Source organism: Mesorhizobium sp. P160187, from assembly GCF_057766425.1.
The window spans coordinates 1,044,610-1,069,658 of the sequence record NZ_JBYMDX010000005.1 but is presented as its reverse complement, the minus strand read 5'-3'; the positions used below and the strand labels follow the sequence as shown (position 1 = coordinate 1,069,658).

Annotated in this window: 23 protein-coding genes; 10 read left to right on the top strand and 13 right to left on the bottom strand. The window is 64.3% G+C overall.

The window, feature by feature from the left end; genetic code table 11:
• Positions 1-42: 42 nt before the first annotated feature.
• The 11 genes from AC3CCE_RS29960 to AC3CCE_RS29910 all read right to left on the bottom strand — a co-directional run bounded on the left by AC3CCE_RS29960 (position 43) and on the right by AC3CCE_RS29910 (position 13,490).
• Positions 43-507 carry a GFA family protein gene (locus AC3CCE_RS29960; protein WP_352625859.1) on the bottom strand — a complete coding sequence of 155 codons (465 nt, stop codon included), beginning with the start codon at positions 505-507 and terminating at the stop codon, positions 43-45.
• A gap of 32 nt (positions 508-539) precedes the next feature.
• Positions 540-1,076 carry an isochorismatase family protein gene (locus tag AC3CCE_RS29955; RefSeq protein ID WP_352510850.1) on the bottom strand — a complete coding sequence of 179 codons (537 nt, stop codon included), beginning with the start codon at positions 1,074-1,076 and terminating at the stop codon, positions 540-542.
• A 79-nt stretch (positions 1,077-1,155) separates the two neighbouring features.
• Positions 1,156-3,165 carry an amidase gene (locus AC3CCE_RS29950; RefSeq protein ID WP_352510851.1) on the bottom strand — a complete coding sequence of 670 codons (2,010 nt, stop codon included), beginning with the start codon at positions 3,163-3,165 and terminating at the stop codon, positions 1,156-1,158.
• Positions 3,166-3,397: 232 nt separating this feature from the next.
• Positions 3,398-4,780 carry a tetratricopeptide repeat protein gene (locus tag AC3CCE_RS29945; RefSeq protein WP_352510852.1) on the bottom strand — a complete coding sequence of 461 codons (1,383 nt, stop codon included), beginning with the start codon at positions 4,778-4,780 and terminating at the stop codon, positions 3,398-3,400.
• A gap of 80 nt (positions 4,781-4,860) precedes the next feature.
• Complete coding sequence (locus AC3CCE_RS29940; RefSeq protein ID WP_352510853.1) at positions 4,861-6,468, bottom strand: WD40 repeat domain-containing protein; 1,608 nt, start codon at positions 6,466-6,468, stop codon at positions 4,861-4,863.
• Positions 6,469-6,574: 106 nt separating this feature from the next.
• Complete coding sequence (locus tag AC3CCE_RS29935; protein ID WP_352510854.1) at positions 6,575-7,345, bottom strand: exodeoxyribonuclease III; 771 nt, start codon at positions 7,343-7,345, stop codon at positions 6,575-6,577.
• 7 nt (positions 7,346-7,352) lie between these two features.
• On the bottom strand, positions 7,353-8,000 hold the full coding sequence (locus AC3CCE_RS29930; protein WP_352510855.1) for an alpha/beta hydrolase family protein: 648 nt from the start codon (positions 7,998-8,000) through the stop codon (positions 7,353-7,355).
• Positions 8,001-8,358: 358 nt separating this feature from the next.
• Positions 8,359-9,486, bottom strand: a complete 1,128-nt coding sequence (locus tag AC3CCE_RS29925; RefSeq protein ID WP_023834502.1) for a tetratricopeptide repeat protein — start codon at positions 9,484-9,486, stop codon at positions 8,359-8,361.
• On the bottom strand, positions 9,483-10,388 hold the full coding sequence (gene ku / locus AC3CCE_RS29920) for a non-homologous end joining protein Ku (protein WP_023673485.1): 906 nt from the start codon (positions 10,386-10,388) through the stop codon (positions 9,483-9,485). The genes AC3CCE_RS29925 and ku overlap by 4 nt, the downstream gene beginning before the upstream one ends.
• A gap of 273 nt (positions 10,389-10,661) precedes the next feature.
• Positions 10,662-13,148, bottom strand: a complete 2,487-nt coding sequence (gene ligD / locus AC3CCE_RS29915; protein WP_023673484.1) for a DNA ligase D — start codon at positions 13,146-13,148, stop codon at positions 10,662-10,664.
• Positions 13,149-13,265: 117 nt separating this feature from the next.
• Positions 13,266-13,490 carry a hypothetical protein gene (locus AC3CCE_RS29910; RefSeq protein WP_023673483.1) on the bottom strand — a complete coding sequence of 75 codons (225 nt, stop codon included), beginning with the start codon at positions 13,488-13,490 and terminating at the stop codon, positions 13,266-13,268.
• A gap of 45 nt (positions 13,491-13,535) precedes the next feature.
• Between AC3CCE_RS29910 and AC3CCE_RS29905 the strand changes: the two genes are divergently transcribed.
• The 6 genes from AC3CCE_RS29905 (at position 13,536) to AC3CCE_RS29880 (ending at position 19,575) form a co-directional block, all read left to right on the top strand.
• The gene (locus tag AC3CCE_RS29905) at positions 13,536-13,892 is read left to right on the top strand and encodes a hypothetical protein (RefSeq protein ID WP_155921580.1); all 357 of its coding nucleotides are present in this window, start codon (positions 13,536-13,538) and stop codon (positions 13,890-13,892) included.
• Positions 13,889-14,896 (top strand): aldo/keto reductase, encoded by a 1,008-nt coding sequence (locus tag AC3CCE_RS29900; protein ID WP_352625858.1) that lies wholly within the window; start codon positions 13,889-13,891, stop codon positions 14,894-14,896. The genes AC3CCE_RS29905 and AC3CCE_RS29900 overlap by 4 nt, the downstream gene beginning before the upstream one ends.
• Before the next feature lie 406 nt (positions 14,897-15,302).
• Complete coding sequence (locus AC3CCE_RS29895) at positions 15,303-16,250, top strand: substrate-binding domain-containing protein (RefSeq protein ID WP_023673481.1); 948 nt, start codon at positions 15,303-15,305, stop codon at positions 16,248-16,250.
• A gap of 171 nt (positions 16,251-16,421) precedes the next feature.
• Positions 16,422-18,053 carry a sugar ABC transporter ATP-binding protein gene (locus AC3CCE_RS29890; RefSeq protein ID WP_488377237.1) on the top strand — a complete coding sequence of 544 codons (1,632 nt, stop codon included), beginning with the start codon at positions 16,422-16,424 and terminating at the stop codon, positions 18,051-18,053.
• Entirely contained in the window at positions 18,050-19,066 is a 1,017-nt protein-coding gene (locus AC3CCE_RS29885) for an ABC transporter permease (RefSeq protein WP_023673479.1), read from the top strand. The genes AC3CCE_RS29890 and AC3CCE_RS29885 overlap by 4 nt, the downstream gene beginning before the upstream one ends.
• An 11-nt stretch (positions 19,067-19,077) precedes the next feature.
• The gene (locus AC3CCE_RS29880; protein ID WP_352625857.1) at positions 19,078-19,575 is read left to right on the top strand and encodes a GNAT family N-acetyltransferase; all 498 of its coding nucleotides are present in this window, start codon (positions 19,078-19,080) and stop codon (positions 19,573-19,575) included.
• Positions 19,576-19,641: 66 nt separating this feature from the next.
• On the opposite strand, the gene AC3CCE_RS29875 is transcribed toward AC3CCE_RS29880, so the two are convergent.
• Both AC3CCE_RS29875 and AC3CCE_RS29870 read right to left on the bottom strand, forming a co-directional pair.
• The gene (locus AC3CCE_RS29875; protein ID WP_031193476.1) at positions 19,642-19,875 is read right to left on the bottom strand and encodes a hypothetical protein; all 234 of its coding nucleotides are present in this window, start codon (positions 19,873-19,875) and stop codon (positions 19,642-19,644) included.
• Positions 19,876-20,022: 147 nt separating this feature from the next.
• Positions 20,023-20,652: a glutathione S-transferase family protein gene (locus AC3CCE_RS29870; protein ID WP_023749539.1), complete on the bottom strand. Its 630-nt coding sequence runs from the start codon at positions 20,650-20,652 to the stop codon at positions 20,023-20,025.
• Between the two features lie 208 nt (positions 20,653-20,860).
• On the opposite strand from AC3CCE_RS29870, the gene AC3CCE_RS29865 reads away from it, so the two are divergent.
• From AC3CCE_RS29865 to AC3CCE_RS29850, 4 genes are all read left to right on the top strand, one after another.
• Positions 20,861-21,844 (top strand): tagatose kinase, encoded by a 984-nt coding sequence (locus AC3CCE_RS29865; RefSeq protein WP_352625856.1) that lies wholly within the window; start codon positions 20,861-20,863, stop codon positions 21,842-21,844.
• Complete coding sequence (locus AC3CCE_RS29860) at positions 21,841-23,118, top strand: D-tagatose-bisphosphate aldolase, class II, non-catalytic subunit (RefSeq protein WP_352625855.1); 1,278 nt, start codon at positions 21,841-21,843, stop codon at positions 23,116-23,118. Before AC3CCE_RS29865 ends, AC3CCE_RS29860 begins: the two co-directional genes overlap by 4 nt.
• A 64-nt stretch (positions 23,119-23,182) precedes the next feature.
• Positions 23,183-23,761 (top strand): DUF922 domain-containing Zn-dependent protease, encoded by a 579-nt coding sequence (locus AC3CCE_RS29855; RefSeq protein ID WP_023712528.1) that lies wholly within the window; start codon positions 23,183-23,185, stop codon positions 23,759-23,761.
• Positions 23,762-23,957: 196 nt separating this feature from the next.
• On the top strand, positions 23,958-25,043 hold the full coding sequence (locus AC3CCE_RS29850) for an ABC transporter ATP-binding protein (RefSeq protein WP_352625854.1): 1,086 nt from the start codon (positions 23,958-23,960) through the stop codon (positions 25,041-25,043).
• The last annotated feature ends 6 nt before the right edge of the window (positions 25,044-25,049 follow it).

Genomic DNA, 25,049 nt, shown 5'->3' with positions numbered 1-25,049 from the left:
CCAGTCGCACCGACCCCCTCTGGCCTGCCGGCCATCTCCCCCTCAAGGGGGGAGATTTGCGGTTTCACCGAACTCCGCCACCAGCCCCTCATATTCCTCAAAGGCCGGCAGCGCCTCGTAACTGTGCACCGCAGGCGTGGTTGCCCAAGGCAGCTTCTCGCTGGTCCATGTCTCGATGAACGGCGTGAACCAGCCGGGCTCGTCGAGCATGGTCGGACGCAGATTGACGAACCAGTCGAGCCCTTCGGGGCGCGTGAAGATCCAGCTCATGCAATACGGGCAGAAGTACTGACGCGAGGTGCCGTGCAGCCCGCCGATCACCGGCTCGCCTTGCATGATTTCGAAGCCGTCCGAGGGAATGGCGGCGCTCAGTGAATAGGCGCTGGCCGACATGCGCTGGCAGCCGGTGCAATGGCAAGCCATGGTCAAAAGCGGTTTTGCGGAAATCTTGAGCCGCACGCGTCCGCAGCGGCATCCGCCTTCGGCCGGCAAGGTCAGGGTTGGCACGGCAGTCTCCCAGTCTTCAAACCGCCGGCGGTTCAGTCGCCCGTCAGCGCCTTCGTCGTCACCAGCGTGACGCCGGCATCGGTGAAGTCCGCATTGTACCGGGCGATGATCTCGGTCGCGGTTTCGCCTTCAGTGTCCAGCGTGGAATGGGCATCGGAAACGACGGTGACGCCGAGGCCATCGGCCAGGGCGCCCTTGACGGTGCCGGCGATGCAGAAATCGGTTTGCGCTCCGGCGAGCACGACTTCGCCGGCCCCCTGCCCGGCCACCCAGGCGCCAAGCTCGGCATTCGAGAATGCGTTGCGGACGGTCTTGGAGAATGTCGGCTCGTCCTTGGCCTGGCCGAGTTCCGGCCATACCGGCCAACCCGGCTCGCCCGGCGCCAGCGGATCGCCGGCCGGCCCGTCATGCCGCACGAACGCGATTTTTCGCCCGCTGCGCCGTGCCCAGTCGATCAATGAGCGGGTACGCTCGGCTATGCCCGGCGCATCATGGATCGGCGGCTCGACGCGCCCGTCGAACATGTTGGTCTGGAGATCGATGACGATGAGGGGAGCGAGGTTTGGCATGGCGAGAAGATAACGCGGGCGATGGGAGGGTCAAGACGGCGAAGCTGCTGATCTCCCCCTTGGGGAGATTACATGTACCTCACCCGATTCCACCCGCGACCACGTAAGCACCAGCCGTGCGTCCATCCTCCAGCCGTATGACGGCCGTAACGATCGAGCCGTAAGCGCCTCGCCACACACTGTGCATTCTTTCGTGCTCGCCGGCGGGCACCAGGATGCGACCGTGAAAGCTTGTGCCGCTGCGCCGCAGAGCGACCGGTTCGCCATTGACGTGAACCTTGACGCCAGCGGTCTCCGCATCGAGTTCAACCGTCACGGCGATCTCGGCCTGGTCTCCTCGCCGCGTCGTCTCGGCAACAAGCGTAAGCCTCGGCGCCGGCGCATCGCTGGCCCGCAATCCACCAGGCCGCCCCGCAAACACATCGTCCGGCAATTCCGGCGTGCGCGGCGGGCTGGTGCGGCGTTGGGTGGCGCGCTCGTAATCGCCGGCGAGCCGCAGCAACTCCGCATCATCATAGGCCTTGCCCGCAAAGGTCAGCCCGACCGGCATGCCGATATCGGCCATCGTTCCCATAGGCACGGTGACGGTCGGAATGCCGAGATGACGCCACACCAGATTGCCGTTGGCAACCCAGGTGCCGTTGCGCCAGGCGATTGCTGCAGAGGTCTCGTTGACGTCGGCATCGGCCGGGCCGACATCGGCGACCGCCGGCAGCACGACGGCGTCGAGCCGGTTCGCGTCCAGCCAGTCCTCGAAGTCGATGCGCCGCGTCGCCTCCAATCCCTTCAGACCTTCCGCCAGCATTGGAATATCCAGCAATGGCGTCACGCCCTGTTTGGCGCGTGTGACATAGTCCGCCAGATCGAAACCGTCATCGCCATAGCGGTCCGGCAGCGCGCCCGGCGGCTGCGGGAAAATCTTTGGGCCGTCGACCGCAGCCAGGTCGGGGACCACCGGATCGGCATTTGCGCGCAGGAAATCGTCCCAGCCCCAGATGCAGAGATCCCAGATTTCGCGCTCTGCAAAGGCTTCCGGCACCAGCCCGCGTTCGACCATGGTTTTTGTGCCCGGACGGTCGCGCTCATAGTTCGAGACGACGGGGAAATCGACCTCGACCACCTCCGCGCCGAGCTTTTCCAGGTCACGCGCCGCCTGCCGCCAGAGGTCGAGCACCGGGGCGCGGGTCTCGATGGGTTTGGGCGCGCCGCCGTCGCGGCCGATATACATTTTCGGCACGCCGAGGCGTTTGCCTTTCAACGAGCCCTCCAAGGCGAGTGTAGTGTAGCTTGGCGGCCCGAGAGCAGCGCTTTTCGCGATCGAGACCCAGGGCTGCGCGCGCCAGAAATCGCCGCGCGTCTCGGTATCGTCGGCGACGATCACGTCGAGCAGTTCCAGCATGTCGGCGATGCCGCGCGTGTGCGGCACCACCACATCCATGGTCGGCACCAGCGGCCAGTTGCCCCTGACCGAAATGACGCCGCGCGACGGCGTGTAGGCGACAAGTGCATTGTTGGACGCCGGCGCGCGGCCGGAAGACCATGTCTCCTCGCCCAGCCCGAAAGCGGCAAAGCTCGCAGCGGTCGCGGTGCCGGAACCGTTGGACGAGCCGGAAGCGAAGGCGGCGGTCAAATAGTCGGCATTGTAGGGGCTCTCGGCGCGGCCATAGACGCCACGCTGCATGCCGCCATTGGCCATAGGCGGCATGTTGGTCAGCCCGATCAGCACAGCACCACCGGCCCTCAGCCTGGCAATGGTGAAAGCGTCCTCGTTGGCGACGAGATGCTCGAAGGCGGGCGAGCCGGCGGCCACCGTCAGGCCCTTCACCTTATAGCTGTCCTTGGCGGTGTAGGGGATGCCGTCGAGCGGCCCGAGGGTGGCACCATTGCGCCGCCGCAGGTCGGACGCCGCCGCCTCCTCGAACATTGCCGGGTTAAGCACCGGCACGGCATTGAGCGCGATGCCATGGCGGTCGTAATGCGCGATGCGCCTGAGATAAGCGCCCACCAGCTCGACGCTGGTGACGGTGCCGGCCTCCAGCGCCCGGCGCAGGTCGGCGATCGTGGCTTCGACGAGCTGGAGGTTGGGCATGGGATTCTCGAGATGCAGCGGCAAATGAGTCTTCGCATCGTGCGATGCGAGTGTCACGCCGCAAACGAAAGGCGTGACGGCGACGCTGCTGATCTCCCCCAAGTGGGGAGATGGCCGGCAGGCATAAGTGGCCTCCGAAATTGACTGATGAAAGACAGTTTTGGTATCCGCTGCCGATGTCCATTATATGACACGACCTCACCGACGTCATCGGCGTTGCCTGACCCTGAGCTCACAGCGTCTTGCTGTCGAACTGGCCTTTTTCCTTCATCATTTCGAGGAAGGTCCTGGCCTCCGCATTTCCGTGGCTTGCCGATGTGGAAAACCACTTGGCAGATTCCGGATAGTTCGGCTTGCCGCCGATCCCGGTGTAATAAAGCTTGCCAAGGTTGAGTTCTGCTTCGACATTTCCCGCCTTGGCTGCCTCCAGCAACCAGAATTCGGCGGATTTTTCATCCTTGGCTATCCCTCTGCCGCGGGCATAGGCAACAGCCAGGTACAGTTCAGACGAAACGTCCCCCTGCTTTGCGGCCTTGAGCGACCACGAAACGGCATCAGCGTCGCTCTGAGTCAGTCCGGCGCCCGTCCAATATGCCAGGCCGAGGTTCGCCTGCGCATAAGCGTCTCCCCGGCTCGCCGCCTTCAGCCACCAGGATGATGCTTCGGCATCACTTTTGGCAGTGCCCTTGGCCGTAGCATAGGCATAGGCCAGCGCAGACTGCGCCCGGACATTGTCCTGTTCCGCCGCCTTGACCAACCAGGCGAACGACTGGGCGTCGTCCTTGCCGATGCCTTTTCCCAATTCATACGCGTTTGCTAAGGAGTATTGCGCTTCCGGCACACCGGCGACCGCGGCCTTCATCCACCATTCGAAGGCCAGGCGGTCATCCTGACCGACGCCGTGGCCAAGCGAATACAGCGTGCCCAACAGAGACTGGGCATTCGGCTCACCCTTGTCGACCGCCTTTCGCACCCACGTCACGGCGAGCTGATCGTCCTTCTCAACGCCTTCACCGAGATAATAGGACCGACCGATGCAGTAGGCAGCTTCGGTACTGCCGCCATCGGCTGCCTTGCGCCACCAGGAGAGAGCTTGCTCATAGCTTTGCGGAACACCTTGGCCCTGCGCGTACAGGGTGCCGATGGCATAGTAACCATTCGCGTTGCTCTTGTCGGCCGACTGTGTGGCAAATTTTAACGCCAGTTGGTCGTTTCTTTCGACACCTCGGCCATGGGAATAGGCCTGGGCGAGCAAGGATGCCGCATCTGCATTTCCTTGCTCGGCTGCTTTGCCCCACCAGTAGGTCGCCTGCCTGTCATTTTGGGCAATACCCTGGCCACGCCAGTACATTAATCCCAGATTGTACTGTGCGTCAGCATTTCCCATGTCGGCCAGCACGGAGATCTGATGGAATTGCTCGCGATAATCCTTTGCCAGGACAGCCGCTTGAATCTTCTTAATGGCTGACCACTGCACATAGTAATTTCGGCCAGGCCCGAGCAGCACAAAAGCCGCCAGCAACACCAGAACGACGGTAAGGACCCCTCGGCGACGCGACGTGGGCGGGCTGTAGACAGGTGTATCCACTTTGGGCGCCCAGTCGTTGTTGCTCACCGTCCCCAATCCATTTGCAGCCACCAGTAATCCATAGCGCAAGCCAGGCTGTTCTGGAATATCCAAAGCATTTGATGTCGCTACTGCGGTGCGCCGGCGAACAGGATTTCGCCATCGCCGCCAGCCGCCGGCCAATCCCTGATGGTGCGATCGTCGCCGCCGGTGAGCAGCGTGCCGTCGGTGGCGAAGGCAACGGCGTAGATCGGGCCGGTGCGGCTGTCGAACATGGCGGTCTGGCCGCCGGTGCCGACATCCCACAGCCGCGCCGTGCCGTCGAGCGAGCCGGAGGCCAAGCGCTTGCCGTCGGCCGACAGCGCCAGCGTATAGACGGTGCCTTCGTGACCCTCGAAGCGGCGCAATTCCCTAAACGTGTCGAGGTTCCAGAGCTTGATCGTGTAGTCGCCGCTGCCGGTGACGACATGATGGCCGTCGGCGGTGAAGACAGCGCCGTAAGTGCCCTGCTCGTGGCCGTGCCAGCTTCGCAATTGCTTGCCGCTTTCGACGTCCCAGAATTTCAGCGTGCCGTCGATGGAGCCGCTCAGCGCGCGCGTGCCGTCGGGCGAGATTGCGACCGTGCTGATCGGCCAGTCATGTCCGGTCATCACATGCAGCACCGATTTGTTGACGAGATCCCAGACGATGACGTTGCCGGTGTCGTGGCCACTGACGGCGCGCTTGCCGTCCGGGCTGATCGCCAGCTTACGCACGCCGCCATTCGCGCCCGACGAGAAGACATGCAGCACCGCGCCGTCGGCAAGCTTTCGCAGCACGATCTCGCCATCGTCGCCGGCGGTCAGCGCGGTTGCGCCGTCGGGCATGAACAGCGCCGTGCGCGCCATGTCCTTGTGTTCACCAAGGTTGCGGATCAGCCGCTTGCCGGCGATGTCCCAGAGCTTGATCATATGGTCGGTGCTGGCGCTCATGACGTCGCGGCCATCGGCCGAGACGGCGAGCCAGACGACGGCGTCGCGGTGGCCGTCGGGCTCGGTCGGCAGCGCCGGCGGAGGCGGCGGCAACGGCGCGACGGTTTGCGGTGGCGTGGCCGGAGCCGGCGGTGGAGCAGTCTCCGGTGGCGGTGTCGCCGGAGCGAGTGCGACTTGTGGCGGCTGAGGGGGAGCAGCCGGAGGCGTAGGCTGCGCCGGCTCGGGCGGTTTGGCTGCCTGCACCGGCGGAGTTGGCTCGGGCGGCATGGTGACCTGCGGCGAACTCGGCGGGGCCGGTGGCGTCGCCAGGTCCGGCGGGACACCGTCGATGCCCTGGTCCTTCGGCTCGGCTTTGGGTTCGTTCGGGGCGGCCACCTCAGCGCCCGGGCCGGCGTCACGCGCCCAAGGGAAGTGGTCGGCCAGCAGCGCCAACACGGCGAACACCGGCAACATGAGGAAGGCGCGCCGCAGACCGGGGCGGCCCTTTGGGTCGATCTCGGCGTCGCGGCCAAAAAGCGGCGTTCCAGCAGGCTGGCTTCGCCGACCCGGCAGCAGTCCGGCCCAGAACAACAGGGCGCCAAGCAGGCAAAGCCCGCCGACGGTCAGGAACACCACCGGTCGCAGCGTGGCTGGGCCGTGCAGCATGTGATCGATCCCGCTCCAGCTGAAATCTCTGTCGCCGAGCAGCAGATACGCCCGCACCAGACAAGCCAAAGCGGCCGCCAGCAGCGGAAGCGCAAACAGCCTTTCGGCCAACCTGTCCATCGGACTCCCCCTCCGGTGCCGCACCTTGCTCATCATGCGGCCGCCGCAGCGAAACAAATAGCGCAAAACTGCGCCCACGAAAGTGGGCGCGATCACGCAGCCAAATTCACTTCAATTCGACCCATACCGGCGCGTGGTCGCTGGCGCCGTCCTCACCTCTGACATCGCGGTCGATGCCGGCAGCGGTGAGGCGGCGCGCCAGTTTCTTCGACAGCAAGATGTGGTCGAGCCGCAGCCCGGCATCGCGCGGCCAGCGGTTGCGGCGGTAGTCCCAGAATGTGTAGAGCGTTTCCTTCGGATGCTTCTTGCGCAGCGCATCGGTCCAGCCCTGCTCGAGCAGACGCTGGAACGACGCCCGGCTTTCCGGCTGCAGCAACGCGTTGTCGTCATAGGAGCGGGTGGCGTAGATGTCGCGCGGCTCGGGCACGATGTTGTAGTCGCCGACCAGCGCCACCGGCAGGCCGGTGTCGAAGAGTTCTGCGGCATGCGCCTCCAGCCTTTCATGCCAGGCCAGCTTGTACTGGAATTTCGGCCCCGGCTGCGGGTTGCCGTTGGGCGCGTAGAGACAGGCGATGACGACGCCCGACACCGCCGCCTCGATGTAGCGGCTCTGCTTGTCGGCGGTATCGCCGGGCAGGACGTCACGGGTCAGCACCGGCTTGGCTCCTCGCGCCAGTATGGCTACGCCGTTCCAGGTCGGCTCGCCCTTCCACACCGCGCCATAGCCGGCGTCGGCCAGTGCCGTGCGCGGAAACTGCAGGTCGCGCGCCTTCAGCTCCTGCAGGCAGACGACATCGGGCTTGGCTGCCGCCAGCCACGCCAGCAGGTTTTGCAGCCGGCTGTTGACGTTGTTGATATTGAAGGTGGCGATTTTCATTTGGCGATCAGGAAACGATCCGCCCTGTCCACGCCTTCACCGTCCCGGCCAGCGTCTTCAAATGATCGGCGGTCGAAAACCCCGACACGCTCTTGCGCGGCTTCAGGTCGTGGTCGCCATCCTCCAGCCAGATCACTTCGATGGCGTCGGAAAGGCCGTAGGTCGCGACCTCTTCCCTGGTGCCGAATTCGTCGCGCGTGCCCTGGAAGATCAGTGTCGGTGTCTTGAGGTCGGCGAGGTGTTTTGTCCTGAGCTGCTCTGGCTTGGCCGGCGGATGAAAGGGATAGCCGAGGCAGACGAGGCCGGAAATCTCTCCCTTGGCGAGCATTTCGTCCGCAATCATCGAGGCGACGCGCCCGCCCATCGACTTGCCGCCGATGATGAGCGGCCCGGTGACGCCCATGGCTCTCAGATCGGCGATGGCCTTGATGTATTCCGGGTTGACCGTCTCGGCGCGCGGCGGCGGCTTGCGCTGGCCGTAGCGGCGCGCCGCCATATAGTGGAATTCGAAGCGCGCGACCTGGAAACCGGCTGTGGCGAGCGCCTTGGCGGTGGCGGTCATCGAAGGCGAATCCATCGATGCGCCGGCGCCGTGCGCCAGCAGGATGGTGACGGGAGCGGTGTCGAAGCCGTCGAAGAGGAAGCTAGTGGGCATCAGGCTGCGGGACCCCGATATAGTGGTAGGTGGTTTTGGACCCGTAAACTTCCTTACGCCACTGCTCCGGATGCAGGGTAACATGGGTGAAAATGGCTGCAAAAACCCCACGAGCACGATGAAGAATGGCCGGCCGAAGCAAACGCGCTGCTTGTTCGACATACGGTCCTCGGGGCGCTGGGGAAATGGCCAAGTTCTGCGGTTGTAATATGTGGCCCAATTGATTTTGCTGTCTTCGAAAAAATTCCAGCCATTGCTCCAGTAGAAGAGCAGCTCGCGGGCCTCCTGCACCGCCAAAACGATGAAGCACGCGGTTAATCCCATACTCGAAATCTGAACAAGATTATCCACGGCAGCCTCACCCCGCCGTCCGCGCCAGCTGCAGATCGACGAACTGTATCCCCTTTTGCGCAGTGCGCGCCCATTCGCTGTCAGCATCGAGTTCGAGATAGCGCACCCAGTGGCGGCGGGCTTCGGTCAGATTGCCGGCGTCGAACTCCAGCCGGGCAAGGTTGAACACCGGATCGGCGTAGCTCTTGTCGAGCGCGATGGCCTTGACCAGATGCCGGCGCGCCGAGGCGATCTTGCCTTCGTCGCTCATCAGCCCGGCGAGGTTGAACCAGGCCTCGACGAACGCCGGATCGAGCTTGATCGCTCTTGCATAGTCATGCGCCGCGTCGGCCACGCGACCGGCGCCACGCAAGCAATTGGCGCGGTTGAACGCGGCGATGGCGTCGCTCGGATCGATGCTGAGGCAGCGTTGGTAGAGCGCCGCGGCATCGTCGTGCCGGCCCTCCTCTTCCGCGCTTTCAGCCTCGGCGAACAATTCTTCCAGCGTGTCGTCGCCGGCTGCGCTTGCGCTGCCGAGATCGAACAGCAGCTGGCCGTCGAGTTCGCTCTGGCCATCCTCGAGATAGATCTGATCGGGCCGGCCATGCTGCGAGCCGACATTGAGCGATTTGGCGGTGAGCGAAGCGACCGGACCGGAGCGATGCACGGAGCGCGCGATCGCGCCCCAGGATGCACCGCCGGCGACCAGCCCGGCATATTTGCGGGCAAGGATCAGATCGCGGAACGAGTAGGGTTCACAATCGTGCTCGAAGGCGTCAAACAGGCTGAGCAGGTCGAGGTCGGCACCGGACAGTCTGGACTGGTCGACGAGAGACTGCCTGGACAGCGAAGACGCCTCCGGCGTCTTCATCAGACCAAGCAGGCGCAGGAAGCCATTTTCGCTAAGGAGTGTTCGGCCAGCGGAGCCCTCGGCTGCAACCCGGCGCTCGATCTCGGCATCGCCGCCCTTCGCCGTGCCGGCCTTGGCGATCAGCGTTCGGCCGAACACAACATGGCTGGTGCGCCTGGTGACGCCGCGCCGCAACTGGCCGTGCTGACGCTCCACCTCACGGGCCGCGAGCCGCAGCGGAAATGCCGCCAGCGCGCCGATGGCGCCGAAGACGGCGCCCGGGATTATACCGGTCGGCGCCGTCACCCCTTGCTCTTGCCGACGGCCTTGAGCAGATTGGCCTTCAACGGGTTTTCCTTGGCCGCACCCGCCTTACCCTTGGCGGCAGGTTTTTCAGCGTCGTCGGCCTTGCTCTTCGACTTGGCCGGCGGCTTGGCTGATTGCGACAGGCTCGCCTTCAACGCGTCCATGAGGTTGATGACATTGCCACGCTCGGGCGCCGCCGCAATGATCGGCTTATGGCCCTTCAGTTTCTCGCGGATCATCGTCATCAGCGCGATCTCGTAGCGGTCCTCATAATTCTTCGGATCGAAGGTGGTTTCCTTCTGCTTGATCAGCGCTTCGGCCAATTGCAGCATTTCGGGATCCGGCTTGCCAGCCGGGATGTTGCCGAAATATTCAGCCGTGCCGCGCACTTCGTTCGGGTTCCTCAACGTACACACGAACATGCCGTTCTCGCGCGCGCCAATCGTCACCACGCGCTCGCGGCTGGACAGGACAAGGCGGGCAATGGCCAGCTTGCCGGATTTGCGCATTGCCTCGCGCAGCACGGCGAAGGTTTCCTCCGCCATGGCGCCATCCGGCGCCATGTAGTACGGCGAATCCTGATAAATGACGTCGACCTCGTCTTCGTCGACGAAGGCCTCGATGTTCATCGTGTGATTGGATTCGATGCGCACTGCTTCGAGGTCGGCCTCATCGATGATGATGTACTGCTTGTCCTCGTATTCGTAACCCTTGACCAAGTCCGCGCGCTCGACGAGGCCGAGTTCAGGGTCGACCGGCTTCATGTTGATGCGGTTGTGGGTCTTCTTGTGCAATTGGTTGAACGATATGCGCTCGCTGGTCGTCGTTGCCGGATAGAGCCGGACCGGACAGCTGACGAGGCTGAGCTTGAGGTAACCTTTCCAACTTGCCCTGGGCGCCATGATACTCTCCTACGCGGCCACGCACTGACATTTCAGACTGAGCATGATCTTATCCGAAAACCGGTTCCCACTTTTCGGGATCATGCTTACTGCAGCGCTTCGTCCAAAGGACGAATGGTGCTGCGGAAATCCTACACCGACCGGGCACGATACAGGCAAATCCCTAGCGAAATCTTCCAGTCGCCCTGAAGGTCCAAGGCCGAGAATAATTCAAATTGTCCGAAGCGTCGATGGACTTGGGTTCCTCGCCCCCATGAAATGGGGAGAAAAACCTTATTTGAAGGCCGGCAAATCCCTCGCGAAATCCTCCATGTCCGCCCAGGGGTCGCCCGAGGTCGCCAACAACCCCGGCAGCGAGGAATAGTTCAGATCCTGCGGCGCATCGATCGTCTCAAGGTCGCTCCAGCTCACCGGCGTCGACGCCGGCAGGTTGGTGCGGGCGCGCAGCGAATAAGGCGCCGCGGAGGTGTGGCCGCGCGCGTTGCGGTGATAGTCGATGAAGATGCGGCGCTTGCGGTTTTCCTTGCCCATTGTGGTGGTGAAAGTGTCGGGCGCGGTGGCCGCCAGGTGCGTGGAGATGGCGCTGGTCGCCTGGTGCAGCTTCTTCCAGTTCTGCTTTTGCGTCACCGGCACGGTTATGTGGATGCCGCTGCCGCCGGATGTCTTGGCGAACGGCACCAGGCCGAACCGCTCCAATTCGCCCTTGATGTGGACGGCGGCCTCGACCACCTCGCGCCAGGCGATGCCCTCACCCGGATCGAGATCGAAAACGATCTGGTCGGGCTTGTCGAGGCTCAAGCGATGCGTGCCCCAGGTGTGGAACTCAACGACGCCGAACTGCGCGAGTGCCAGATAGCCTTTTGCTCCCTCGACCGACAGATAGGATTTGGTTTCACCTTCGGAGTTGGTGGCGTCAAAAGTGACCACCGACGGCGGCATGCCGGTGAAGGCGTGGCGCTGGAAGAAACAGTCCTTCGGCAGGCCCGTCGGGCAGCGCACCAGCGACACCGGGCGGCCCATAATGTGCGGCAGCATGAAATCGCCGACCAGCGCGTAATAGACGGCGATGTCGAGTTTGGTCGGTCCGGTCTTGCCGAACAGCCGCCGCTCCGGATTGGTCACCCAGATGGTTGCGAGATCAGCTTCGGCGATCAGCCGCTTGCGCTTCGGCGACACCGGCGTCGACAGGCCGACATCGCGCAAGCCCCGAAACACACCGTGGCGCAGCGAATTGTCCGCCGTTCGGTTGGCGTAGTGGATGCGGGCCGACAGCATCGGCCGCACCCATTTCATCTCGCGCATGATCTCGCGCGGCACACCCTCGGGTGCTGTCGCGCCGTCGCGCAGCGGCTGCAGCCGGGCCAGCAAGTCGCCCGCCGTAGCGGCATCGAAGCCGGTGCCAACCTTGCCGCGATAGTGCAGTTCGCCATCCGCGAATTCAGCCATGCCGAGTGCCGCCAGTCCTTCGGCCGCGTCGGAAACGGTGTAGCCGGCGATGATGAAATCGCCGGTCTCCAGCGCCTTGACCTTGGTCCAGCTCTTCGTGCGGCCGCTCTGGTAGATGGCGTTGGCGCGCTTGGAGACGACGCCTTCCAGCCCAAGGATCGAGGCCTGATCGTACAGCCCCTGTCCGTCGCCTTCGACATGGTCGCTCAGCTGGATGGCGGAGTTGGCGCCCTGTCCGGCTAGCAGTTCGGCGAGCAGGGCCTTGCGCTTTGCGAGCGGCGCCTTGCGGAGGTCCCAGCCGTCGAGATGCAGCAGGTCGAAGGCATAGAAATGGAGCTTGCTGCCCGCACCCGCCGACAGCGCATCCTGGAGCAGCGCGAAACGCGAGATGCCCTTCTCGTCCAGCACCATGATCTCGCCGTCGATGATCGCCTGGCTGAGGGGCAGCCGGGCGAATGCCTGCGGCAGGTCGCCGTAACGCTTCGTCCAGTCGATGCCGCCGCGGGTGATCAGCCTGACCTCGCCATCGGCGATATGCGCCATGGTGCGGTAGCCGTCGAATTTTATTTCGTGCAGCCAGAGTTCACCTGTGTCTTCCACTGGCCCACCCGGTGGCTTCGGCACCTGCGTGGCGAGCTGCGGCTCGATGCGCGACGGCGGATCGCCCCTGGCCGCACCGGGCAGCGCGCCGGGTTTCAGCGCGCCGGGCTTGGGCGGCAGGCGGGCCGGCTTCTTCGGCGGCGCCACCAGCTCCTCGATCCGCTTGCCGGACTTCACGCTTTCCGGCCGCGCTTCCAGGATGTCGAGGCCGGTATCGGCGGCGAGATCGCGCTCCTTGAACAGCAGCCAGTTTTTCTTCTCGCTGTCTTCGCTGGGCTTGGGCTTCAGACGGGTCAGCATCCAGCCGCCATTCAACTTGTCGCCGGCCAGCCGGAACTTGAAGGCGCCGGTGCGCAGGCTCTTGTCGACATCGTCCATCGGCGCCCAGGTGCCGGTGTCCCAGACGATCATCGGCCCGCCGCCATATTCGCCTTCGGGAATGACGCCCTCGAAGTCGATATATTCGAGCGGATGGTCCTCGGTCTCGACTGCAAGCCGCTTGTCGGCCGGGTTGAGCGAGGGCCCGCGCGGCACCGCCCAGCTTTTCAGCACGCCGCCGACCTGCAGGCGCAAATCGTAATGGTCGGCGGTGGCGTGATGCTTGTGGACGACGAAGCGGTTGCCGTCGCCTGAAATGAGCCCGCCCGCCGGTTCCGGCGTCTTCGTAAATTCGCGCTTGGCGCGGTAGGCCTTGAGTTTTGGCGGGGTTGGCATGGGTCAGGCGGGAGCGGCGGCGGCGGACGAACCTTCCCTGCGCCGCGTTCCTGCACAGTGCTGTCCCGCCAACATTTCAGATTTCCCAGCGTGGTGCGAAGAATGTGGAGATCACGCTCAATCGTCTGAGGCGGGCGTCAGGTCTAGCTCGGCCGGGGACAGCCCTTGTTGGAGCTGGCTCAGCCGGAACTCGTCGACCCAGTAGGCCTCGCCGTCGACCAGCACGCGGGCCGAGTAGACGCCGCCGGAAAAGCTTTGCGCGGTGACGTAGACCTTGTGGCGGTCGAGCGCCTTGCGCACCGCGGCGCGCTTGGAATTCTGGCTGGTGACGGAACTGGCCATGGCTCACTCATACACAAGACCGCAAGACATGGCGGCGGCATAAGGATGCTGGAGATCGGCCGCTCTGTCAATTTTGACCGCCTGCTTCTGGCAGCGCTACGATCCGACGGCAGCAAAAAACCGCTGCGCCTCGGCAGCGGACTTTGCAATGGCGACGACAATATTCGGTTAGTGGTCCGAAGGAATTATGAGCGCGGTGACGCGCGAGAGCTGCTGACGCCGGTTCAGCGTCGGCTTCTCGTAGATCTTCTTCATTGGTATCCCATGGCCCCCAATGGCCGCCGGCAAAGGCGCTTGCGGCTGGGTTTTGTCAAGGGAAGCGCTGTTCTTCCGCCGAACAGCTATGGAAACTGGAGGAGCGGCCGCTATAGTTTTCCTCAGCCCCAAGGAGAACGGCAATGACCCTCAGCACCCGCAAACTCGGCAGCCAGGGGCTGCAGGTCTCGGTGATCGGCCTCGGCTGCATGGGCATGAGCCAGTCCTACGGCCCTGCCGACGAGGCGGAATCGATCGCCACCCTGCACCGAGCCATCGAACTCGGCTGTACCTTCCTCGACACGGCGGAAGTCTACGGCGCTTATGCCAATGAAGAACTGCTCGGGCGGGCGCTGAAGGGCCGGCGCGATGAGGTGACCCTTGCCACCAAATTCGGCTTCCGCATCGAAAACGGCAGACAGGTCGGCACGGAGCGTGACAGCCGGCCCGACCATATCCGCGAGGCGCTGGAGGGCTCGCTGAAGCGGCTCGGCACCGACCATGTCGACCTTTACTACCAGCATCGCGTCGATCCGGCCGTGCCGATGGAAGACGTCGCCGGCACGGTCGGCCGGCTCGTCGCCGAGGGCAAGGTGCGCTTCTTCGGCCTGTCGGAGGCTGGTGCGGCCAACATCGGCCGCGCACATGCCGTGCATCCGGTCTCGGCGCTGCAGAGCGAGTATTCGCTGTGGGAGCGCAATCTGGAGCCGGAAATCATCCCGCTGCTCAAAAAGCTCGGCATCGGCCTGGTGCCGTTCGCGCCGCTCGGCCGCGGTTTCCTCGCCGGCGATGTCAAGCGCGCCAAGGACTATCCGGAAGGCGATTTTCGGCGCGGCGACCCCCGCTACCAGGGCGCCAACTACGACGCCAATGTCGCGGCAGCGGCTGCGGTGCAAGAGGTGGCCGCGGCCAAAGGGGTAAAGCCCGCACAGATCGCGCTGGCCTGGGTGCTCGGCAAGGGCGACGGCTTCGGCATCGACATCGTGCCGATCCCGGGGACAAAGCGGCGCAAGTATCTGGAGGAAAATGTCGCTGCCGCAGCGATCACGCTCGAAGCCGCCGAGATGGCTGCGCTCGACGCGGCACTCGCGCCGGGCAAGGTCTCAGGGCCGCGCTACAATGAGCGGGTGATGACGACCATCGACAGGTAGAGGCGTCTAAGCTGCCAATTTCCCCCCTCGTGGGGGAGATGCCTGGCAAGGCAGAGGGGGCGCGAAGGATCGCCCGCGTCAAGTATTCTGCGTAGGGGTTAGCTCAAAGATGTAAGTGAAATTGGCCAATGTCGGCGGGACAGCGCCCCCCTCTGTCCTGCCGGACATCTCCCCCACAAGCGGGGAGATTAGCAGTTTCAGCCCCTCGCCTCACCTTGCGTAATCGATTTTCCTTGGCTAGCATCCTCGGGTCGGCGCCGTGCGGAGGAGAACGTTGCGGCGGACCGGCTGGAGCGCCTCGCGTCCCCTCGGGGCGTTCACAGGACACTCCATTTTTGAATTGACGCAAGGACCGTCCCGAGCCGCTCCCGGTTTCGGGCTCCTGCGTTCATGTGGAGGATATCTGATGAACAGACGCGAATTCCTGTTGTCGACCGTGGCGACCGGCGCCATGGCGCTGGCCGCGCCCATGGCCTTTGCCGCCGACAAACTGACCATATTGGGCTCGGTGCCCAATCTCGGCTTTCCGTTCTTTGTGCACATGCTGAACGAGATCAAGGCGGAGGCGCAGGCGCAAGGCGTCAATCTGACCGAGAGCGACGGCCAGAACTCGGCGCCGAAGCAGACCGCCGACATCGAGGCCGCACTTGTGCAGAAGGTCAACGCCATCGTGATTTCGCCGCTTGACGTCAACGCGCTGGCGCCGGCGATCGAGGAAGCGGTCAAGGCCGGGGTTCCCGTGGTCACCATCGACCGCCGCGTTGACGGCGTCGAGGGCATTCTGGCCCATGTCGGCGCCGACAATGTCAAGGGCGGCGAGGCCGAGGCGCAGGCCATGGTGGCGGCGTTCCCCAACGGCGCCAAGCTGTTCCATTTGCAGGGCCAGCCGGGTGCCGGGCCTGCGATCGACCGCAACAAAGGCGTCCACAATGTGCTCGATCCGCTCAAGGACAAGTACCAGATCATCTTCGAGCAGACCGCTAATTTCGCCCGCGCCGAAGCGCTGTCGGTGACCGAGGCCGGGCTTGCCGCCAACGGCAAGCCGGACGCCATCATCTGCGCCAATGACGACATGGCGCTCGGCGCGCTCGAAGCCTGTGCCGCGCGCAACTTCACCGACGTCAAGATCTACGGCTTCGACGCGCTGCCGGAAGCGCTGGTCGCCGTGCGCGACGGCAAGCTCGCCGGCACGGTCGAGCAGTTCCCCGGCGAACAGTCGCGCAAGGCGGTGCAGATCGCGGTCGCCTTCGCCAGGGACAAGACCGAGCCGAAGGAGAAGCTGGTGCTGTTGACGCCGATCGTCATCGGCAAGGACAATCTCGACAAGGCGGAGAGGTTGAACGAGACGAAGTGAGAGTAGGGCCCATGACGGGTGGAGGTCGCGCTCTGTCGCGCCCCCCTCTGTCCTGCCGGACATCTCCCCCACTTGGGGGGAGATTGGCCGTCACGTCTGCTTTCGCCAATCGCCAACGTTATAGAAATAGTGCTGCCGGCAAAACTGCTGATCTCCCCCCGTGTGGGGGAGATGTCCGGCAGGACAGAGGGGGGCGCTGTCCCGCTGCCTATCGCAATCCGGGAGCAATGCTTGTCCGCCGTTGAACCCACCGCATCATCGCCACCGCTCCTTTCCGTCGAAGGCGTGACCAAGCATTTTTCCGGCGTCACCGCGCTCATCGACGTTTCGCTCGAGGTGCGGCCCAGTGAGATCCTTGGCCTGCTCGGCGAGAACGGCGCCGGCAAGTCGACGCTGTTGAAAATCCTGTCCGGCGTGATGCCGCCGTCAAGCGGCCGCATCGTCTTCGACGGCGCCGACTACGCGCCGTCCAGTCCGCAGGATGCGAAGCGGCATGGCATCGTCACCATCTATCAGGAACTGAGCCTGATCCCGACGCTGACGGTTGCGGAAAACATTTTCATCGGCCGCGCGCCGCTCGGGCCGCTCGGGCTGGTCAGCTGGCGCAGGATGGAGGACGCCTCGCGCGCGATCATCGCCCGCGTCGGTCTCGACATCGATCCGGCGACGCCGGTGTCCTCGCTGTCGGTAGCCGAACAGCAGCTGGTCGAAATCGCCCGCGCTCTGTCGCTGGAAAGCCGCCTGATCATCATGGACGAGCCGACCTCGGCGCTGACCGAGACCGAGGTGCAGAAACTGATGTCGATCATGGACAGGCTGCGCAAGGACGGTGTCGCCATCATGTTCGTCACCCACCGGCTGGAGGAAGCGTCCGCCATTTGCGACCGCATGACCGTGCTGCGGGATGGCAGGCTGGCCGGTCATCTCGACCGTGACGGCCAGCCGATCCAGATCCCGAAGATCATCGAGAAGATGGTCGGCCGCGCCGCCTCCGAGCTCTACGCGCGGCCGACGCAGCGCGATGTCGCCGGCGAGGTCAGGCTCTCGCTGCGCGGGCTGCGGACGGTACGCGACCCGTTGGCGCCGCATGCCATCGTACTCGAAGGCGTCAACCTCGATCTGAAGGCCGGCGAAATCCTCGGCGTTGCCGGCCTCGTCGGTTCCGGCCGCACCGAGCTTGCCCGCGCCATTTTCGGCGCCGACCGCATCGCCGCCGGCACGATTGCGCTCGACGGTAAGCCGATCGCCCCGGCCTCCCCCGCAGACGCCATCAAACTCGGCATCGGGCTGGTGCCGGAAGACCGCAAGCACCAGGCGATCTTTGCAGCACTGGGCATTCTCAACAATTTCTCGATCGCCTCGCTCGGCCGCTACAGCAATGGGGCCGGCTTCATGGCCGAACGGCGCGAGCGCGAGGCGCTGGCCGGCTATCGCAAGGCACTGTCGATCCGCATGGCCTCGCCCGACCAGGCGATCGAGGGCCTGTCCGGCGGCAACCAGCAAAAAGTCATCCTGGCCCGCTGGCTGGCGCGCGACCCGAAAGTACTGATCGTCGACGAGCCGACGCGCGGCGTCGATGTCGGCGCCAAGGCCGAAGTGCACCAGATCCTGGTCCAGTTGGCTGCGCGCGGCATCGCCATCATGATGATCTCGTCGGAGCTGCCGGAGGTGCTGGCAGTGTCGGATCGCATCGTTACGATGCGGCGCGGCCGTATCACCGGCGAAATGCCGGGCATCGAAGCGACCGAGGAAAAACTGATGGAACTGATGGCGCTCGACCGCAAGCAGGACGCAACGCAATGACCAGCACCACCGAACAGACCCAGCGCAGCGGCATCAACATCGCGCGGCTTCTGATGAGTTTTGGGCCGCTGATGTTCCTGGCGGTGTTGATCGTCATCTTCACCGTGCTGAAGCCGAGCTTCATCGATCCAATCAACCTGTTCAACATTTTGAGGCAGATCTCGATCACCGGGCTGATCGCGCTCGGCATGACTTTCGTCATCCTCACTGCCGGCATCGACCTGTCGGTCGGCTCACTGCTCGCCTTCTGCGGCATGGTGGCGGCGGTGGTGGCCAAGGGCGGCACCGCCAACACGCTGTCGCTGTCGACCACGGGCACGCAAGGATATGGCTGGTTCGCCGCCTTGCTTGCCGCCGTCATCGTCGGGGCGCTGGCCGGCGGCGTCCAGGGCTTTGCCATCACCAGGCTGAAAGTGCCGCCCTTCGTCGTCACGCTGGGTGGTCTCACAGTGTTTCGCGGCCTGACGCTGACCATCTCCAATGGTGGACCGATCTCCGGTTTCGACGCCTCGATGCGCTGGTTCGGCACCGGGCTCATCGGACCGGTGCCGGTGCCGGCGATCATCTTCGCGGTGGCGGCCATCCTGTGCCACATCGTGCTGCGCTATACGCGCTACGGCCGCGCCGTCTATGCCGTCGGCGGCAATGCCGAGGCCGCACGCCTGTCGGGCCTGCGCGTCGACCGCATTCTGATCTCGGTCTATGTCATCGTCGGCTTCTTCGCCGGGCTGGCCGCCTTCGTTTTGTCAGCACGGCTCAACTCCTCCGAAGCCGTGGCCGGCATCGGCTACGAGCTTACGGTGATTTCGGCCGTGGTCATCGGCGGCACCTCGCTATTCGGCGGCATCGGCTCGGTCGGCGGCACGGTGGTGGGCGCAGCACTCATCGGCGTGCTGCAGAACGGGCTACAGTTCAACAATGTCTCTTCCTACACACAAAGCATCGTCATCGGCCTGATCCTGATCCTGGCCGTGGCCTTCGATCGTTGGCTGAAGTCGCGGGTGAGGCGGTGAGGATTTAGGCCATGGTTCAGATCAGGGCGATGACCGAGAAAGATATAGCGGCGGTGTCGCGGCTGTTGGGGGAATCCTGGCGGCGCACCTATTCGGCAATCATGGGGCCAGAGACCACTGCGCGGCTCTCGGACGACAAGCATGCGCCCGAGCGGCTGGCCGAGGAACTTGGGGACGACAACAAGATGTCGTTCGTGGCCGAACGGCCGGACGGTTCGATCGCCGGCTACGCGATGGCGGCGATGTACGATCGTGGCGATGTCCTGCTCGACCGGCTGCACATCGACAAGACAGAGTTCGGCAGCGGGCTCGCCACCGACCTGCTGCACGCGGTGCTTGTCGCGCATGCCGGCATCCCTAGCATTGCGCTGGAAGTGATCGAGGGCAACGACCGGGCGATCGCCTTCTATAGCAAGCACGGTTTCGAAGTGGTCGAGCGCCACACGGCCGCGCACGGCGTTGGCGGCCACGCCTCGCTGATCATGCGCCGGCTGCTGTCGAGGGCGTAAGGGAATGGAATAGGCCGTAGGGAATAGGGAATAAGGTGGCGCAGACCGATACCCTACGCCTACGGCCTACTGCGCCGCCGCTTGCCGGCCGTCCTCGTCGTCCGGCATATCGAGAATTTCGATCAGCCGCGCCACCTTCGTTCCCGGCAAGGGGCGACCCTCGTTGACCAGCGCCTCGTCGGCACCGAGCCAGGCGAACGCCTCGCGCAGTTCTTGAAGGGTGGCGCCGGTCAGCGCGATGTCGGCTATGACCGCCTCGTCTACCGGCCCCAACACCGAAATGATGTCGTCGCGTGTCATGGTCACCTCCATGCTAAGTGCCGGCAGGTCGTCGAGTTGACGCCGGGATCCGGCCATCCAGTCAACGGATTGCGAGCGAAAGCCGCCGACAAAGCAGAATCTGGGTCTTCTTTTCGACTAAGCAAGGTGAACGCGCGCCTTTTGCCGTCAAGCAGCCGAGTGCGGATCGATGCTGTAGAGATGCACGGGATAGCCGGGACCGATGGCGTCGCGCACCCGGTCCGTCCAGGCGAGGACCGCCGGATAAGCCGCCAGCGCAAAGCCGCAATCTTCGGCACGGTGGCCGTAGGCATAGACAGCAATGTCGGCGATGGTGAGCGTGTCGCCGACAAGGAACGGCGTGTCGTTCAGGCTGCGCTCCAGCGCTGCCAGCGTGCGGGCGCCGGCTTCGCGCTTGGCCGGAACCATCGCCTGGTTGCGCTCCAGCCTTCCGGCCAGCGTCCAGAAGCGCAGGGAGCCGATGACCGGCTCGACATGGTACTGTTCGAAGAACAGCCATTGCATAATTTTCGCGTTGACATAGCGATCCGCCGGCAGCAAGGGCGTGCCTTCGGCGAGATAAATGAGGATCGCATTCGATTCGGCGATCGCACGGCCATCCTCGAGTTCGAGCACAGGAACGGCGCCGGCCGGGTTGAGCTTCAGGAAAGCGTCGGTGTGGCTCTCGCCCTCGAAAATCGACACCAGGCGGCTTTCATAGGGAATGTTGAGCAGGCCGAGCACGACCCTCGCCTTCCAACCGTTTTGCGACGGCAAATAATCATGAAGCGTGAGCATGGCTGTCCTTTCGCTGCGGTCGACGCCTGATTTGCACGGTGCCACGATCCCAGCCACCCGAATCCTGCAATGTGTACGCGCAGAATAAGTAAACTATACGCATGTAAGTTTTATTGACTTCGCCCTATGTGCGATTTACCCGATAAACATTTGTGCCGAACAACTGCGCGAGCAAGCAATCAGTCTGTGACAAGGAGGAATCGCAAGCATGAGCCTTTCGCGCCGCAGCGAGATCGCCGCCGAGGCCGTGGGGCCAACGATCGTCGCCGGCGAAATCCTGGTCGAGATCATGGCGACGGAACGGGGTTGCGGCTTCCTCGAGCCGCAAACGCTCGTCGGGCCATTCCCCAGCGGTGCGCCGGCGATCTTCATCGATCAGGTTGCGCGGCTGGGGGGCGGCGCCGGCATTATCGGCTGCGTCGGCCGCGACGATTTCGGCACGCTCAACCTGGACAGGCTGAAGCGCGACGGGGTCGACGTCTCCGCCGTCGATATCAGCGACCGCTTCCCGACGGGATGCGCCTTCGTGCGCTATCGGCCCGATGGTATCAGGGACTTCGTCTACAACATCGCCGAATCCGCCGCCGGGCAGATCCACCTGACCACTGCTGCGCGCCTGCTGGCGGACGGGGCCGGCCATCTGCATATCATGGGATCGACGCTGTCGGTGGCAGGGCTGAAGGAGATCGTCAGCTACGCAGTGCAGGCGGTTCGTGCCCGCGGCGGCTCAACCTCGTTCGACCCGAATGTGCGCAAGGAGCTGATCGGCGCCGACGGTGCGCTGTTTTCCGCACTCATCGACGATGCCGACCTGCTGCTGCCGTCCGGCGACGAATTGCTGGCTGCGGCCGGCGTCGATGACGAGCACCGGGCGGTGGCGGCGCTGTTTGCCAGGGGCGTCGGCGAGATCGTGCTGAAGCGCGGTGCTGACGGCTCTTCCTGGTTCGGCGCCGACGGCGCCAGGACCGACTGCGCCGGTTTTCAGGTCGAGGAAGTCGACCCGACAGGCGCCGGCGACTGCTTTGGCGCCACCTACCTGACCTGCCGCCGCCAGGGGATGGAGCCCGGCAAGGCGCTGCTTTATGCCAATGCCGCCGGCGCCCGCAACGTCACCCGGCGCGGCCCGATGGAAGGCACCGCCGGCTTCGATGCGCTTGACCAATTCATCAAGGGAACAGCGAGACGGACATGAGCGCCAACCCGCTTGCAGGCCTCGCCAGCGCGCGCAAAAACGGCTCGCCCTACGGCATCACGTCTATCTGTTCGGCTCATCCGCTGGTGATCCAGACAGCGATACGACGCGCCGTTGCCGACAGGGAGAAAAACCTGCTGATCGAGGCAACCTGCAATCAGGTCAACCAGTTCGGCGGCTATACCGGGATGACCCCGGCGCTGTTCGTCGCCTTCGTGCTGGAGATCGCCTGCCGCGAGGGGCTGGAAGCCTCGCGCATCATCTTCGGCGGCGACCATCTGGGACCGAACCCGTGGCGCGCAGAGCCGGCGGCGCAGGCGATGGACAAGGCCGAGGCCATGGTCGGCGCCTACATCGCGGCCGGCTTCACCAAGATTCATCTCGACGCATCGATGGGCTGCGCCGGCGAGCCGGCGGCGCTTGACGACGAGACCATCGCCACCCGGGCGGCGCGGCTGGCAAAGGCGGCTGAAACGGGCGCGCACGCCGCAGGCAGCACCTTGCCAGTCTACATCATCGGCACCGAAGTCCCCGCCCCCGGCGGAGTCGACCATGAGATCAGCGAGTTGAAGCCGACCGAGGCGGCGGCGGCGCGGCGCACGATCGAGGTTCACCGGGAGATCTTTGCCCGCGAAGGCCTGTCCGAGGCCTTCGGCCGCGTCATCGCCGTGGTGGTGCAGCCGGGCGTGGAATTCGGCAGTCAGAATGTCGTCGCCTACGCGCCCGAAAAATCCAAGGGCCTGACCGGCTTGCTCGATGAGCAGCCGTCGCTCGTCTACGAGGCGCATTCGACCGACTACCAGACCCGTGCGGCTTTGACCGCGCTGGTCGCAAACGGCTTTCCTATCCTCAAGGTCGGCCCCGGCCTGACCTTCGCCTTGCGCGAGGCGCTTTACGGGCTCGACCTGATCGCCTCCGAAATGGCCAGGGACTATGGCGACCGGTCGCTCGCCCGGACCATGGAAAGCGCGATGCTGGCAGCCCCCGGCCATTGGCACAGCCACTATCATGGCAATGAAGCAGAGCTCTATGTGCAGCGGCATTACAGCTACAGCGACCGCATCCGCTATTATTGGAGCAACCCCACCGCTGTCGCGGCCGTCGAGCGCCTGCGCAAGGCGCTGGACGACGTTGCCATTCCCGAAACGCTGATGCGGCAATTCCTGCCGGCGCTGCCGGCCGAACTCGGGCCGGCGGGCAATCCCGAGGCTATCCTTCTCGAAGCTGTCGATCAGGTGCTGGCCGACTATGACGCGGCCTGCCGTGGGACCTGAGTGCATTGCGCCGGGTTGATCTTTGCCTCAGCCCAGTGTCTCTGACGTTTCCATGAGACCAGCCATGTTCTTTCTCCTGTTCGCGGCCTCTCTGCTGGCGTCGCCGGCACGCGCCGACTGGAAGCCGGTCGAAAAGGTCGAGACCTACGCCATCGCAGGGCGGACCGGCCCGGAACTCTATGCCGCGATCGGCGAAGCCGGCCCCTTGCTCGGCAAGGGTCGGGTCATTGCGCACACCAATTTCAAGCTGACATGGACCAGGGACTACAGGCCGCAAGGCGACGCCTGCGTGCTCAAATCGGCGCGCCCGAAACTGATCATCACCTACACCTTGCCGAAGCCGGCCGAACCGTTGCCGGCCTCCGTCCAGAAGAACTGGACGGTGTTCATCGCCGGGCTCGCCGCCCACGAGAGAGTGCATGGCGCAGCCATCGCCGAGATGGTGCGCAAGATCGAGGCGGTGAGCGTCGGCCTGACCGTTACTGATGACCCCGCCTGCAGCAAGATCAGAACCGAGCTGACGAGGCAACTCGCCCAGATCTCGCTGGCTCAGCGGCAGGCGAGCCGCGACTTCGACCGGGTCGAATTCGGCCCCGGCGGAAACCTGCAGAAGCTGGTGCTGGCTTTTGTGAATGGGGGGTAGTTTGCCGGTGTGCCGGTCATTGCGCCGAGTGTTCCGAACGACAAGAGCACCGGCCGCATGGCCGCTTTACAGCCAGGCTTGGTAGCGCTACCGTCTGCTTGTCGCGCGACCTGATGGGGGAATGGGAGACGGTCGCGAGGCGGGAGAGGGAGCGGTTTCCTTCGGGGCGTCGCAAGAAGCATTCGGGAGGAGATCGATGGCGTCTGTCGCGATCGGCGACGTTTACAAATCGTTCGGGACCGTCGAGGTCCTGCATGGCGTCAGTGTGGATATCGATGACGGCGAGTTCGTCACGCTGGTCGGACCGTCGGGTTGCGGAAAATCGACCCTTCTCAGGATGATCGCCGGCCTGGAAAAGATTTCGCGCGGCGAGATCGCGATCGGGGATCGGGTCGTCAACAACGTTGCGCCAAAAGAGCGCGACGTTGCCATGGTTTTCCAGAACTACGCGCTCTACCCGCACATGACGGTCGCCGAGAACATGGCGTTCTCGCTCATGCTCAAAGGTGTTTCGAAGGCCGATTGCGCTACCAGCATTCAGCGCGCCGCCGAAATCCTCGGGCTGGTGCCATTGCTGACGCGATATCCGCGCCAACTTTCCGGCGGCCAGCGCCAGCGCGTCGCCATGGGCCGGGCGATCGTGCGCGATCCACAGGTTTTCCTGTTCGACGAACCGCTCTCCAATCTCGACGCCAAGCTCAGGGTGCAGATGCGCGCCGAGATCAAGGAACTGCACCAGCGGCTCAAGACGACGACAGTCTATGTCACCCACGACCAGATCGAGGCCATGACCATGGCCGACAAGATCGTCGTCATGCATGACGGCATCGTCGAACAGATCGGACCGCCGCTGGAGCTCTACGACAGGCCCAACAATCTCTTCGTTGCCAGTTTCATCGGCTCGCCCGCCATGAACCTGATCAAGGGCGAGATCGTCACCGACAGGTCTCCGTCCTTTCGCGGCGCGGGGGGAATTTCCGTGCCGCTGGCCGCCGCGCCGGCCGTCGCCAACGGCCATCCGGTGGTGCTGGGAATACGGCCCGAGCATTTGGGGCTATCGTCCGACCAAGGCATTCCAGTCACCGTCGCGGTGGTCGAGCCGACCGGATCGGAAGTGCAGATCATCGGCTGCACCGCCGGCGGCGACGAGATCGTCGCCAATTTCCGCGAACGCCATGCCTTCACACCGGGCGAAAACATACGGCTCACTGCCGCGCCTGGCCTGATTCATCTCTTTGACGGCAAGACCGGAACACGATTTGAAACGCGTAGCGGATGGTAAGGACCG

What these genes read in the sequence shown, in the direction of transcription:
- AC3CCE_RS29860 (WP_352625855.1), top strand. Translation starts at nt 21,841, where the DNA reads ATGAGCGCCAACCCGCTTGCAGGCCTCGCCAGCGCGCGCAAAAACGGC.
- AC3CCE_RS29895 (WP_023673481.1), top strand. Translation starts at nt 15,303, where the DNA reads ATGAACAGACGCGAATTCCTGTTGTCGACCGTGGCGACCGGCGCCATG.
- ligD (WP_023673484.1), bottom strand. Translation starts at nt 13,148, where the DNA reads ATGCCAACCCCGCCAAAACTCAAGGCCTACCGCGCCAAGCGCGAATTT.
- AC3CCE_RS29855 (WP_023712528.1), top strand. Translation starts at nt 23,183, where the DNA reads ATGTTCTTTCTCCTGTTCGCGGCCTCTCTGCTGGCGTCGCCGGCACGC.
- AC3CCE_RS29930 (WP_352510855.1), bottom strand. Translation starts at nt 8,000, where the DNA reads ATGCCCACTAGCTTCCTCTTCGACGGCTTCGACACCGCTCCCGTCACC.
- AC3CCE_RS29890 (WP_488377237.1), top strand. Translation starts at nt 16,422, where the DNA reads ATGTCCGGCAGGACAGAGGGGGGCGCTGTCCCGCTGCCTATCGCAATC.
- AC3CCE_RS29880 (WP_352625857.1), top strand. Translation starts at nt 19,078, where the DNA reads ATGGTTCAGATCAGGGCGATGACCGAGAAAGATATAGCGGCGGTGTCG.
- AC3CCE_RS29955 (WP_352510850.1), bottom strand. Translation starts at nt 1,076, where the DNA reads ATGCCAAACCTCGCTCCCCTCATCGTCATCGATCTCCAGACCAACATG.
- AC3CCE_RS29900 (WP_352625858.1), top strand. Translation starts at nt 13,889, where the DNA reads ATGACCCTCAGCACCCGCAAACTCGGCAGCCAGGGGCTGCAGGTCTCG.
- AC3CCE_RS29850 (WP_352625854.1), top strand. Translation starts at nt 23,958, where the DNA reads ATGGCGTCTGTCGCGATCGGCGACGTTTACAAATCGTTCGGGACCGTC.
- AC3CCE_RS29875 (WP_031193476.1), bottom strand. Translation starts at nt 19,875, where the DNA reads ATGACACGCGACGACATCATTTCGGTGTTGGGGCCGGTAGACGAGGCG.
- AC3CCE_RS29950 (WP_352510851.1), bottom strand. Translation starts at nt 3,165, where the DNA reads ATGCCCAACCTCCAGCTCGTCGAAGCCACGATCGCCGACCTGCGCCGG.
- AC3CCE_RS29905 (WP_155921580.1), top strand. Translation starts at nt 13,536, where the DNA reads ATGCTGGAGATCGGCCGCTCTGTCAATTTTGACCGCCTGCTTCTGGCA.
- AC3CCE_RS29885 (WP_023673479.1), top strand. Translation starts at nt 18,050, where the DNA reads ATGACCAGCACCACCGAACAGACCCAGCGCAGCGGCATCAACATCGCG.
- AC3CCE_RS29940 (WP_352510853.1), bottom strand. Translation starts at nt 6,468, where the DNA reads ATGGACAGGTTGGCCGAAAGGCTGTTTGCGCTTCCGCTGCTGGCGGCC.
- AC3CCE_RS29910 (WP_023673483.1), bottom strand. Translation starts at nt 13,490, where the DNA reads ATGGCCAGTTCCGTCACCAGCCAGAATTCCAAGCGCGCCGCGGTGCGC.
- AC3CCE_RS29870 (WP_023749539.1), bottom strand. Translation starts at nt 20,652, where the DNA reads ATGCTCACGCTTCATGATTATTTGCCGTCGCAAAACGGTTGGAAGGCG.
- AC3CCE_RS29865 (WP_352625856.1), top strand. Translation starts at nt 20,861, where the DNA reads ATGAGCCTTTCGCGCCGCAGCGAGATCGCCGCCGAGGCCGTGGGGCCA.
- ku (WP_023673485.1), bottom strand. Translation starts at nt 10,388, where the DNA reads ATGGCGCCCAGGGCAAGTTGGAAAGGTTACCTCAAGCTCAGCCTCGTC.
- AC3CCE_RS29935 (WP_352510854.1), bottom strand. Translation starts at nt 7,345, where the DNA reads ATGAAAATCGCCACCTTCAATATCAACAACGTCAACAGCCGGCTGCAA.